Origin of the sequence: Duganella alba (assembly GCF_009674495.1) — a bacterium.
Classification (GTDB): domain Bacteria; phylum Pseudomonadota; class Gammaproteobacteria; order Burkholderiales; family Burkholderiaceae_D; genus Rugamonas; species Rugamonas alba.
In genome coordinates, this window is sequence record NZ_WKJN01000001.1 from 78,947 (window position 1) to 91,379 (window position 12,433).

10 protein-coding genes are annotated in these 12,433 nt (G+C 64.5%); 7 read left to right on the top strand and 3 right to left on the bottom strand.

What is annotated here, in order from left to right; translation table 11 throughout:
• Window position 1: 1 nt before the first annotated feature.
• On the bottom strand, window positions 2–577 hold the full coding sequence (locus GJ695_RS00325) for a helix-turn-helix domain-containing protein (protein WP_154357706.1): 576 nt from the start codon (window positions 575–577) through the stop codon (window positions 2–4).
• Between the two features lie 113 nt (window positions 578–690).
• Between GJ695_RS00325 and kbl the strand changes: the two genes are divergently transcribed.
• The 4 genes from kbl (at window position 691) to GJ695_RS00345 (ending at window position 6,322) form a co-directional block, all read left to right on the top strand.
• Window positions 691–1,896 (top strand): glycine C-acetyltransferase, encoded by a 1,206-nt coding sequence (gene kbl / locus GJ695_RS00330; RefSeq protein WP_154361646.1) that lies wholly within the window; start codon window positions 691–693, stop codon window positions 1,894–1,896.
• A 25-nt stretch (window positions 1,897–1,921) separates the two neighbouring features.
• Window positions 1,922–2,890, top strand: a complete 969-nt coding sequence (locus tag GJ695_RS00335) for an NAD-dependent epimerase/dehydratase family protein (protein WP_154361647.1) — start codon at window positions 1,922–1,924, stop codon at window positions 2,888–2,890.
• 35 nt (window positions 2,891–2,925) lie between these two features.
• Entirely contained in the window at window positions 2,926–4,296 is a 1,371-nt protein-coding gene (locus tag GJ695_RS00340; RefSeq protein WP_154361648.1) for an L-serine ammonia-lyase, read from the top strand.
• 94 nt (window positions 4,297–4,390) lie between these two features.
• The gene (locus GJ695_RS00345; protein ID WP_154361649.1) at window positions 4,391–6,322 is read left to right on the top strand and encodes a cytochrome c/FTR1 family iron permease; all 1,932 of its coding nucleotides are present in this window, start codon (window positions 4,391–4,393) and stop codon (window positions 6,320–6,322) included.
• On the opposite strand, the gene GJ695_RS00350 is transcribed toward GJ695_RS00345, so the two are convergent.
• A complete protein-coding gene (locus tag GJ695_RS00350) occupies window positions 6,319–9,078 on the bottom strand; it encodes a putative bifunctional diguanylate cyclase/phosphodiesterase (RefSeq protein ID WP_371866460.1) in 2,760 nt (919 codons plus the stop codon). The genes GJ695_RS00345 and GJ695_RS00350 overlap by 4 nt on opposite strands.
• 151 nt (window positions 9,079–9,229) lie before the next feature.
• Here GJ695_RS00350 and thrC point away from each other — a divergent pair, with 151 nt between their 5' ends.
• The 3 genes from thrC to moaD are packed head-to-tail and all read left to right on the top strand — an operon-like array spanning window position 9,230 to window position 12,179.
• Window positions 9,230–10,705 (top strand): threonine synthase, encoded by a 1,476-nt coding sequence (gene thrC, locus GJ695_RS00355; protein WP_154361650.1) that lies wholly within the window; start codon window positions 9,230–9,232, stop codon window positions 10,703–10,705.
• On the top strand, window positions 10,705–11,916 hold the full coding sequence (locus tag GJ695_RS00360) for a molybdopterin molybdotransferase MoeA (protein ID WP_229260255.1): 1,212 nt from the start codon (window positions 10,705–10,707) through the stop codon (window positions 11,914–11,916). The genes thrC and GJ695_RS00360 overlap by 1 nt, the downstream gene beginning before the upstream one ends.
• 8 nt (window positions 11,917–11,924) lie before the next feature.
• Window positions 11,925–12,179 (top strand): molybdopterin converting factor subunit 1, encoded by a 255-nt coding sequence (gene moaD, locus GJ695_RS00365; RefSeq protein ID WP_154361651.1) that lies wholly within the window; start codon window positions 11,925–11,927, stop codon window positions 12,177–12,179.
• Here the strand turns inward: moaD and GJ695_RS00370 are convergent.
• On the bottom strand, window positions 12,176–12,418 hold the full coding sequence (locus GJ695_RS00370) for a hypothetical protein (RefSeq protein WP_154357715.1): 243 nt from the start codon (window positions 12,416–12,418) through the stop codon (window positions 12,176–12,178). The genes moaD and GJ695_RS00370 overlap by 4 nt on opposite strands.
• Between the last annotated feature and the right edge of the window lie 15 nt (window positions 12,419–12,433).

Consider the following 12,433-nt stretch of genomic DNA (forward strand, 5'->3'; position numbering starts at 1 on the left):
CTTAGCGGTGGATCACCACCAGCAGCGCCTTCGCCTCGGTCTTGCCGGCGTTGCGGATGATGTGCTGCTGGTCGCCTGGGTAGCGCGCGGTGCTGCCCAGCTTGACCTTCTTCTTGTCGTTGCCGACTTCCACTTCAACCGATCCATGCAGCAGCGTCAGGTGTTCCTGCGCGCCCGGATCGTGGCCTTGCGAGGCCAGCTCGCCGCCCGGCGACAGCGTCAGTTCATACCACTCATATTTGCTCGCCAGTTCCAGCGGCCCCAGGATGCGCAGCACATAGCCGGCATGCAGGCCGGGCAGGGTAGGCGTCTCGTGGGCGTCGACCACGCGGATGGTTTCGGTCTCGCGCTCGGCGGTGGCCAGCAGTTCACCGATCTGCACGCCCAGCGCATTGGCCAGGCGCCAGGTGATGGCGATGGTGGGGTTGGCCTTCTCGCGTTCTATTTGCGACAACATTGATTTGGACACACCGGCGATGCGCGACAGGTCTTCCAGGGTCAGGCCGCGCGCCAGGCGCAGGCGCTGCAAGGCGGCGCCAACTTCCGGCGGCGCATTGGTTGATACAGTTGTTTTCATTGTTTGGGTTGCGGAGTTCACTGGTTCTCGATAAAATTCAATATATCGAATTTGAATTCGAAATAACGAATTTCGCATAAGATGGCGAAATCGTATCACAGACAAGGACCATCATGAGCAATCAAGCAAAAAACACCTTCTACAGCGGCCTCCAGCAAAACCTGGATCAACTGCGCGAACAGGGCCTGTACAAGCCGGAACGCGTCCTGGCGTCCCGCCAGGGTTCGGAAGTGATGAGCGAAGATGGTCGAATGCTGATTAATATGTGCGCCAACAACTACCTGGGCCTGTCCGGCCAGGAGTGGGTGGCGCAAGCCTCCATCGATGCGACCGAAAAGTTCGGCTACGGCCTGTCGTCGGTGCGTTTCATCTGCGGCACCCAGACCGTGCACAAGCAGCTGGAACAGGCGATCTCGACATTCCTCGGCACCGAAGACACCATTCTGTACGCGGCCGCCTTCGACGCCAACGGCGGCGTGTTCGAGCCGCTGTTCGACGAGAGCGACGCCATCATCTCCGACGCGCTGAACCACGCATCGATCATCGACGGCATCCGCCTGTGCAAGGCCGCGCGCTTCCGCTACGCCCACAACGACATGGCCGACCTGGAAAAGCAGCTGCAGGCGGCCGCCGACAAGCGCCACAAAGTCATCGTCACCGACGGCGTGTTCTCGATGGACGGCACCATCGCCCAGCTGGACAAGATCGTTGAGCTGGCCGACAAATACGGCGCGCTGGTGATGATCGACGAGTGCCACGCCTCCGGCTTCATGGGCAAGACCGGCCGCGGCACGCACGAGCACCACAACGTGGTCGGCAAGATCGACATCATCACCGGTACGCTGGGCAAGGCCCTGGGCGGCGCCATGGGCGGCTTCACCTCCGGCCGCAAGGAAGTGATCGAGATGCTGCGCCAGAAATCGCGCCCTTACCTGTTCTCGAACACGCTGGCGCCGTCGATCGCCGGCGCCTCGCTGGCCGTGCTGGAGCGCCTGTCGCGGTCGACCGAGCTGCGCGACCGCCTGCACGAGAACACCGCCTACTTCCGTAAAGAGATCGAAGCGCTCGGCTTCACCATCAAGCCGGGCACCCACCCTGTGGTTCCTGTGATGCTGTTCGATGCGCCGGTGGCGCAGAAGTTCGCCGCACGAATGTATGAACTGGGCGTGCTGCTCAGCGGCTTCTTCTACCCGGTGGTCCCGATGGGCCAGGCGCGCGTGCGTGTCCAACTGTCTGCCGCGCATACCCGCGAACAGCTGGACACCGTGCTCAAAGCATTCGAACAGGCCGGCCGCGAACTTGGCCTGCTGAAGAACTAATATGAAAATCGTCAGGAACACAGAAATGGAACAACAAAAAATCCTCGTCATCGGCGCCAATGGCCAGATCGGCAGCGAACTGGTGGAAGCACTGGCCGCGCAGCACGGCGCGCAGAACGTCATCGCCAGCGATGTCAGCCCGACCAACCTGTACAACGCAGCGCGCTACACCACGCTGAACGTGCTGGATAAGGTGGCGCTGGCCGCGTTGATCACCGACGAAGGCATCACCCAGGTGTACCAGCTGGCGGCGATGCTGTCGGCCACCGGCGAGGCGGCGCCGCTGAAGGCGTGGACGCTGAACATGGACGGCCTGCTGAACATCCTGGAAGTGGCGCGCGAGCGCGGCGCCATCGGCAAGCCGCTGAAAGTGTTCTGGCCATCGTCGATCGCGGCCTTCGGCCCGAACACGCCGGCTGCCGACACGCCGCAGCTGACGGTGATGGATCCGACCACCATCTACGGCATCAGCAAGCTGGCCGGCGAACGCCTGTGCGAGTACTACTTCCTGAAATACGGCGTGGATGTGCGTTCGATCCGCTACCCAGGCATCATCAGCTACAAATCGCCTCCGGGCGGCGGCACCACCGATTACGCGATTGCGATCTTCCACTCGGCGCTGCGCGGCGAGCGTTATGAATGCTTCCTCGGCCCGCAAACCACGTTGCCGATGATCTACATGCCCGACGCCATCCGCGCCACCATCGAACTGATGGATGCGCCGGCGGAGCAGGTCAAGGTGCGTTCGTCGTACAACGTGGCCGGCGTGTCGTTCAATCCTGAGCAGCTGGCTGCGGCGATCACCCGCAAACTGCCGGACTTCAAGATCGCCTACAAGCCGGACAGCCGCCAGGCCATCGCCGACAGCTGGCCGCAAAGCCTGGACGACGCCACCGCCACCGCCGACTGGGGCTGGAAAGCGCGCATCGGCGTGGATGAAATGGTAGACAGTATGCTGGCGAATATCGACGTCAGCCTAAGCAAGGCCGCCTGAGAGCGCGCCTGCAACGAGAAAGAGAGAGACACCTGATGGACATGAGCGTTTTTGATTTATTTAAGATCGGCGTCGGCCCGTCGAGTTCCCACACCGTGGGTCCGATGGTTGCCGCGCGCCGGTTCTTGCAGGATAACGCTCCACTGGATGACGTGACCGAAGTCAAGGCCGAGCTATACGGCTCGCTGGCCCTGACCGGCATCGGCCACGCCACCGATAAAGCCATTCTTCTGGGCCTGATGGGCGAAACGCCGCAAGACGTGGCGCCCACGCGCATCGATGCGCAGCTGGCGGAGGCTGAAACGTCCGGTCAACTGAACCTGCTGGGGCGCCACGCCGTGCCGTTCAAGCGCGGCACGCATCTGATATTCCACATGGCCGAATCGCTGCCGGAGCATCCGAACGGCATGCGCTTCACGCTGACCCGCAAGGATGGCGGCGCCGTCTCCAAAGTCTACTACTCGGTGGGCGGCGGCTTTATCCGGGAAGAGGGCGAGGAAGCCGCGGCGGTAGCCTCGGTGAGCGTGCCTTACCCATTCGCCACCATGGACGAACTGCTGGCGCACGGCGTGCGCAGCGGCCTGACCATCCCGCAAATGCTGCGGGCCAATGAGCGCGTGCGCATCAGCGACGATGAACTGGATGCCGGCCTGGATAAGATCTGGCGCGTCATGCGCGACTGTATCGCCCATGGCCTGGAAACGCCGGGCCAGCTGCCGGGCGGCTTGAACGTCAAGCGGCGCGCCGCCGGCCTGTGGTCGCAGGCGCGCACGCCGAAGACCGATAGCCTGCCTCACGACGCCATGCACCAGGTCAGCCTGTACGCGATGGCGGTCAACGAAGAAAACGCCGCCGGCGGCCGCGTGGTCACGGCGCCGACCAACGGCGCTGCCGGCATCATCCCGGCCGTACTGCGCTACTACGCGGAAGACTGCAAACCGAGCGATCCTGTCAGCGGCGTGCGCGACTTCATGCTGACGGCTGCGGCCATCGGCATGCTGTGCAAGCGCAACGCGTCGATCTCCGGCGCGGAAATCGGCTGTCAGGGCGAAGTGGGCGTGGCCTGCGCCATGGCCGCCGCGGGTCTGGTCGCCGCACTGGGCGGCAGCAATGGCCAGATCGAGAACGCCGCCGAAATCGGCATCGAGCACCATCTGGGCATGACCTGCGATCCGATCGGTGGCCTGGTGCAGATTCCGTGCATCGAGCGTAACGGCATGGGTGCGGTCAAGGCCATCACGGCCGCCTCGCTTGCGCTGAAGGGCGACGGCACCCACTTCGTCAGCCTCGACGAAGTGATCGAGACCATGCGCCAGACGGGCGCCGACATGCAGGCCAAGTACAAGGAAACCTCCCTGGGCGGCCTGGCGATTCACGTCATCACCGTCAATCACGCCGCTTGCTGACAGCAGGTTTTTTCACCAACTTGGGCCTCCTCCTGCAGAAACTCCAAAATTGACATATAGTCGCCAACTTGATTAAACAATGAGAATAAGAATCATGTTGATTGCGACAAGAATCTGGTCGATAGTGCTGCTGGCCTTTTGCCTGGGCGGGACCGTGCATGCGCAGGCCAGCGATCCAAACGCCGGCGCAAAGCAGTTGTGGCAGCTGATTGACTATGTCGCAGTCGATTACGGTGGCGCAGTCGCAAACGGCGTGGCGACCAGCGACTCCGAATATGCGGAGATGCTGGACTTTACCGACAACTCGTCCAGGCAGGCCGCCAGCCTGCCGCCGCATGCCTCCAAGGCGGGCGTACTGGCTGCGGTGGCGGACCTGCGCGCCGCCGTCATACGCAAGGCCGATGCGGCCGAAGTAAAGCGCCTGGCGCACCACGCCAACGAATTGCTGATCGCCGCCTATCCGATTCCCGTGGCGCCGAAAGCCATGCCGAATCTGGCGCGCGGCGCATCGCTGTATGCCGCGCAGTGCGCCGCCTGCCACGGCGCGGACGGTCATGGCGATGGCCCGCTGGCGGCCTCGCTCGACCCCAAGCCCATCGCATTTTCCGACGCCGAACGTGCCCGCTCGCGCAGCCTGATGGCGCTGTACCAGGTCGTATCGCAAGGCGTGGCCGGCACCTCGATGGCCAGTTTTGCGGCGCTGCCAGAAGCGGACCGCTGGGATCTGGCCTTCTTTATCGGCGGCCTGTCCTACGACGCCGCCGCACGGTCACGCGGCGAGAAGCTGTGGAAGGGCAATCCGGCGCTGCGGGCGCATTTCCCCGACCTGGCCGCCGTCACCACGCTGACGCCGGAAGCCGTCGCCGCCAGAACCAGCGCGCAGACGGCGCACGACCTGACCGCCTACATCCGCAGCAAGCCATCCGAAGCCGATGCGCTCAAGCCATCCGGCCTGGCGCTGTCGCGCGCGCGCCTGGCCGAAAGCCTGGCCGCCCTGCATGCCGGCGACCGCGCGGCGGCGACGAAACTGGGCCTGTCCGCCTATCTGGACGGCTTCGAACCGATCGAGCCGATGGTCGGCGCCCGCAACAAATCGCTGCTGGCCGCCGTCGAAAGCGCCATGCTGGCATACCGTTCCGCAGTCGCCGACGGCAATGTCGTGAAGGCCGACGCCGTCGGCAAGGAACTGACGCAGCTGTTCACATTGGTGGAAACCGAACTGGGTGACGCCAAGGCCGACCCGATGACCACCTTTGTCGGCGCGCTCACCATCCTGCTGCGCGAAGGCGTCGAGGCGCTGCTGATCGTGATCGGCATCGTCGCCTTCCTGCGCAAGGCGCAGCGCAAGGACGTGCTGCCGTATGTGCACACGGGCTGGGTCGGCGCGCTGGTGGCCGGCATCCTGACCTGGGTGGCGGCGACCTACCTGGTGACGATCAGCGGCGCCAGCCGCGAAGTGAGCGAGGGTGTCGGTTCGGTGTTCGCGGCGCTGGTGCTGTTGAGCGTCGGCCTGTGGATGCACCAGAAGAGCAGCGCCGGACGCTGGCAGGAATACCTGAGCGAGAAGCTGTCGGCCGCCATGAGCCGCAAGACCGCCTGGAGCCTGTTCGCGCTGTCCTTCATCGCGGTCTATCGCGAAGTGTTCGAGACTGTGCTGTTCTACTCCGCACTGGCGGCGGACGGCAACGGCGGCGCGCTGCTGGGCGGCTTTGTCGCAGCGGTGGTGCTGCTGGCGATCATTGCCTGGGTGCTGCTGCGCTCCAGCGCGCGCATGCCGATCGGGAAGTTCTTCTCCTTCACGTCGGGCTTTGTCGCGGTGCTGGCGGTGATCCTGATCGGCAAGGGCATGGCGGCGTTGCAGGAAGCCGGTTGGGTGGGCGTGACGCCGGTCAGCTTCCCGCGCATCGATATTCTCGGCGTGCTGCCGACCGCTGAAACGCTGGGCGCGCAGGCGCTGGTGCTGGCGATTCTGGTCGCCGGCTTCGGCTTCAACCGCATCTCGGCGGCGCGGGGCGTGAAGGCTTAACGTTCCAGCAGGGCGCGGAAGGCGTCCGGCGTCAATGGCTTGCTGAAGTGGTAGCCCTGCATCTCGTCGCAGTCCTGCTCGCGCAGGAACTCCAGCTGTTCCACCGTCTCCACGCCCTCCGCAATGGTGGTCAGCCCCAGGCTGCGCGCCATGTTGATGATGGCGCTGACGATGGCCTTGTCCTCGCTGTCGGTGCTGATGTCGCGCACGAAGGACTGGTCGATCTTCAGCTTGTACACCTTGAACTTCTTCAGGTGACTGAGGGAAGAGAAGCCGGTGCCGAAGTCGTCGATCGACATGCGGATGCCGCGATCGTGCAGCTGGTTCATGGTGGCGATGGCGCCTTGCGGGTCCTGCACCGCCACGCCTTCCGTCAGTTCCAGCTCCAGGTATTCCGGCGGCAGGCCTTCCTCATACAGCACCTGCGCCACATGCGAGGGCAGGTCGGCGGTGCGGAACTGAATGGCCGACAGGTTCACCGCCATCACCATCGGCGGGAAGCCGGCGTCCAGCCAGCCGCGCGCCTGGCGCACGGCCTGGCGCAGCACCCAGTCACCAATCGCCACAATCAAGCCGCTTTCCTCGGCCGCCGGAATGAATTCCGCCGGCGACACCACGCCCAGCTCCGGCGTGCTCCAGCGCAGCAGCGCTTCGGCGCCGACGATGCGGCCCGTCTTCAACGATACCTGCGGCTGATACACCACGTGCATCTGTTCACGCTCCAGTGCGTAGCGTAGCGCGTTCACCACCTGCAAATGGCGCGCCGCGCGCTGCTGCATGGCGGCGGTGAAGAAGCGGAAGTCGTGGCGGCCGGCGCGCTTGACCTGATACATGGCGGCGTCGGCGCGTTGCAGCAGCGTTTCCACATCCAGCCCGTCGTCCGGGTACATGGCGATGCCGATCGAGGCGGTGACTTTCAGGTCGTGCACACCGACGGTGTAGGACTGGCCGGTCATGTCCAGCAGCTTGCGCGCCACATCGCTTGCCTCGCTGCTGCCGACATTGCGCAGCACGAAGATGAATTCATCGCCGCCCAGGCGCGCCACCATGTCGCCTTCGCGGATGCAGCTGGTCAGGCGCAACGCCAGTTCGGACAGCAGCGAATCGCCTACGGTATGGCCCAGCGAGTCGTTGATGTCCTTGAAGTGGTCCAGGTCCAGCATCATCAGCGCCATCGAGCAGCGGCTGGTGCGGGCCTGTTCCAGCAGGTGGCGTGCGCGTTCGTGCAGCTGCGAGCGGTTCGGCAGGCCGGTCAGCACGTCGTAATGCGCCAGGTACTGCACGCGCTGGTCGGTCTGCTGGCGTACCGCCTCGCGGTCGAAGTTCTTCAGCGCGAATTCGATATCGAGCGTCATTTCCAGCAGCAGTTCGCGCACATCGTGATCGAACGCGTTCACGGCGCTGGAGTAGGGCGCGAAGAAGCCGATGATCTCACCGTCGCGCCGCAACGGAATCGCGGCCGACGACGCCCAGCCGTAGCGCGCGCCGTGCGCGTGCCAGTAGGCCGTCTCCGGTGCGTGCTGGTAGTCCTGGCACCAGTAGGGCTGGCCGCTGTGGTAGGACAGGCCGATTGGTCCGCGGCCCTCCGGCGTGTTCGGGTCCAGCGACACTTCCAGCTGGTCCAGGTATTCGACGCCGCCGCCGTAGGACGCGGCCACCACGATGCGGCCGTGCTCCTTGTCGATCATGCCGATCCACGCCATCGCCATGCCGCCGTAGCTGACCACGTCGCGGCAGATGCGCTCGAACAGTTCGGCCTCGCTGTGGCTGCGCACAATCGCCTGGTTGCATTGGCTGAGGGCGGAGTACAGGCGGCTGATGCGCTGGATGCGCTCGACGGCCTCATTGCGCTCGGCATCGAGCCGCGCCAGGCTTTGCTGCGTATGCGCCAGCCAGCCCCACACGCTGTCGCGCGCTTTTTCGGAGACGGTGAGCGGATCGGAAAAGTCGCCGCGTCCCAGCTTTTCCATGCCGGCCTGCAGCTGGTCGACCGAGCAGCCTAGCGAGGCGTCCAGCCGGCGCTTGGCGCGCCACACTAAAATCACCAGCACCACGGCGCTGAACATGAAGGCCGCCCTGGCCATGTTGGCGTCGAGCGCGGTCTCCTCCACCAGCAGGCGCGTGCGGTGGTCGACGCTGTCGTTGACGGCGCCGATCGGGCGCATGATGTCGGCCTTGGCGCGGTGGTAGGCGGTGTTGTGCAGCATGGCGGTGGCCTGGGCGTTGTCGCCGCCGGCCGCCCGCAGGTCCATGGCGGCGATCTCCAGGCCCACCAGCTTGTCCGATTCGTTCTTGGCGGCCGCCAGCAGCGCCAGTTCCTCCGGCGCGAAGCGCGCTTCGCGCATCATCTGCATCAGCGGCATGGGGGCGTCGCCTTCGCGCGGCCGCTGGCCGTTGGCCAGCACCAGATCCCAGTAGACGTTTTCGTAGTTGCGCGGGCGCGGCAGGCGGCCGTCGCGGATGTCGACGATTTCGTTGTAGTTCCTGCGGTATTGCGCATCGCCGGTGGCCACGTAGGTGCGCGCCATGCGCGTCAGATCGTCGGAAGACTGGCGCAGTTCCTCGACCAGGTTGTGCGAGGCGTAGCGCAGTTCATTGGCCTGGTCGATGCGTTTTTCGGTCCACACGTAGAACATGAACGCCGCCGCCACCAGCAGCAGGGTGCCGAAGCAGGCCCACAGATAGCTGATGAACTGGGGTTGAGATGAACTGGCGTGGGACTTCATGTCGATGACGGCAAGATGCTGAAGTGTCACAGTATAGGGCCTGGGTCGCGCCCCGCCCAGCACCGCAGAATGGAGGGATGACCATAAAACAACGTGAATTTTTACGGAAAGGCCCGAGGGGCACTATAATAACCCCTCGCCTTTGTACCGTTCTGCAGCTCAACTGGATTCTTTCTCATTTATGCAATACGTGTCTACCCGCGCCGCCGCGTCGGCCGCCGCTTCGTCCTCCCAACAATTTTCCGATATTCTGCTGGGCGGCCTTGCCGCTGACGGCGGCCTGTTCCTGCCGGCCGAATACCCGCAGGTGACTGGCGCCGAGCTGGATGCATGGCGCCAGCTGTCGTATGCCGACCTGGCGTTTGAAATTCTGAAGAAGTTCGCGACCGATATTCCCGAAGCCGACCTGCGCGCGCTGACCGCCAAGACCTATACCAAGGAAGTGTACAAGAACGCCCGCCAGGGCGAGAAAGCCAGCCAGATCACGCCGCTGCGCGTGCTGGAAGAAGAGAACGGCACCAGGCTGGTGCTGCAAGCGCTGTCCAACGGCCCGACGCTGGCGTTCAAGGACATGGCCATGCAGTTGCTGGGCAACCTGTTCGAGTACGCGCTGGCCAGGCAGAATGCGGAACTGAATATTTTCGGCGCCACCTCCGGCGATACCGGCAGCGCGGCAGAATACGCGATGCGCGGCAAGCAGGGCATCCGTGTCTTCATGCTGTCGCCGCACAAGAAGATGAGCGCCTTCCAGACCGCGCAGATGTTCAGCCTGCAGGACCCCAACATCTACAACATCGCCATCGAAGGCGTGTTCGATGATGCGCAGGACATGGTCAAAGCGGTGTCCAACGATCTGGAATTCAAGGCCAAGTACAAGATCGGCACCGTCAACTCGATCAACTGGGCGCGCGTGGTGGCGCAGGTGGTGTACTACTTCCGCGGCTACCTGGCCGCGACCACCTCGAACGACCAGAAGGTCTCGTTCACCGTCCCATCGGGTAACTTCGGCAATATCTGCGCCGGCCACATCGCGCGCATGATGGGCCTGCCGATCGACAAGCTGGTGGCCGCTACCAACGAGAACGACGTGCTGGATGAATTCTTCCGCACCGGCGTGTACCGCGTGCGCAAATCGGCCGAGACCTACCACACCAGCAGCCCGTCGATGGACATCTCCAAGGCGTCCAACTTCGAGCGCTTCGTGTATGAACTGGTGGGCCGCGACGGCGACCGCACCCGCGCGCTGTTCCAGAAAGTGGAAACGCAGGGCGGCTTCGACCTGTCCGGCAAACCGGGCAGCGACGGCGACGAATTCAAGCTGGTGGCGCAATACGGCTTCAAGTCCGGCAAGTCCACCCACGACGACCGCGTCAACACCATCCGCGACGTGGCCGACGATTACGGCATCGTGATCGACACCCACACCGCCGATGGCATCAAGGTGGCCAAGGAAAACCTGGAACCCGGCGTGACCATGATCGTGCTGGAAACCGCGCTGGCCGCCAAGTTCAACGAAACCATCCTGGAAGCGCTGGGCGAAGACGCCGAGCGTCCGGAAGGCTTCGAGAACATCGAAGACCTGCCGCAGAAGTTCGTGGTCATGAAACCGGATGTCGCCGCCATGAAGGCGTACATCGCTGCCAATACGGGGCTGTAATGGAACGCAAGCCGATGCTGGCCGTCCGTGAAGCGCTGGACCTGATGCTGGCCGCCGCGCGGCCGGTGCAGGAAGTCGACGTCATCTCCACGCTGGCCGCAAACGGCCGCGTGCTGGCCAGCGCGCAGGTCTCCGGCATGAACGTGCCGGGCGCCGACAACACGCAGATGGACGGCTACGCCGTGCGCGCCGCCGACTGCGCCAGCGGCCAGGCGTCGCTGACGGTATCGCAGCGCATTCCGGCCGGCCACGTCGGCCAGCCTTTGCTGCCGGGGACTGCGGCGCGCATCTTCACCGGGGCGATGATCCCGGAGGGCGCGGACGCCGTCGTCATGCAGGAGCAGTGTGAACTGACCGGCAATGTGGTCACCGTCAAGCATGCGCCGAAGTCCGGCGAATGGATACGCCGCGCCGGCGAAGACATCACCTCCGGCAGTGTGGTGCTGCCGGCCGGCGTGCGCCTGCGCAGCCAGGAGCTGGGCCTGGCCGCGTCGGTCGGTCTGGCGCAACTGCCGGTGCGGCGCAAGCTGCGCGTGGCTGTGTTCTTCACCGGCGACGAGCTGACCATGCCGGGCGAACCACTGGCGCCGGGCGCCATCTACAACTCCAACCGCTTCACGCTGCGTGCGCTGCTGGAAAACCTGGGCTGCGAGATCACCGATTTCGGCATCGTGCCGGATTCGCTGGACGCCACGCGCTCGGTGCTGCGCGAATCGGCGCAGGGGCATGACCTGATCATCACTTCCGGCGGCGTGTCGGTCGGCGAGGAAGATCACATCAAGCCGGCGGTGGAAGCCGAAGGCAAGCTGAATATGTGGCAGATCGCCGTCAAGCCGGGCAAGCCGCTGGCGTTTGGCGAAGTGCAGCAGGCGTTCTTCGTCGGCCTGCCGGGCAATCCGGTGTCCAGCTTCATCACCTTCATGCTGTTCGTACGGCCGTTCGTGCTGCGCCTGCAAGGCGTGGAGGGGGCGATTGCGCCGCGCGCCTTTACCATGCGCGCCGATTTCGACTGGCCCAAGGCCGACAAGCGCAATGAATTCCTGCGCGTGCGCATCAACGAGGCGGGCGGCGTGGAGCTGTTCCGCAACCAGAGTTCCGGCGTGCTGACGTCGACGGTGTGGGGCGACGGCGTGATCGACAATCCGCCGGGCCAGGCCATCGCCAGCGGCGACCTGGTTCGATTTATACCGTTTAACGAGTTATTGTACTGATTGTACCGATGGTTATTAACGTAAAATTTTTCGCCAGCGTGCGCGAGGCGGTGGGTGCGTCGTCGGAGTCGATGGCGCTGCCGGCCGGTGTCGCCACGGTGGGCGCGTTGCGAGAGCATCTGGCCGCGCGCGGCGAGCAGTGGCGCGAGGCGCTGGGTCATCCGGCGCTGCGCATGGCTTGCAATCAGGTGATGTGCGGCGCCGACACGGCGATTGCCGACGGCGCCGAAGTGGCGTTCTTCCCGCCGGTGACCGGCGGCTAGGTGGTCTTTTTGCGCTTGCGGGCGGCGGCCAGGTCGTCGCACATGCCGCAGGCCTTGGCGTGCCGGTAGCGGCGCCAGCTCGCGTAGGTGAATATCGCAGCGGCGATCAGCGCCCATGCGCCGGCGCTCAGGTAGTCTTCTTTCGCGGTTGAGCCTTTGAGCCACTCCACTGCGGCCAGGATCGCGAACAGCGGCACGCCGGCCAGCAGGAAGCGTTTCATCCAGAATATCGCACCCATTGTATCTCCCTCGTT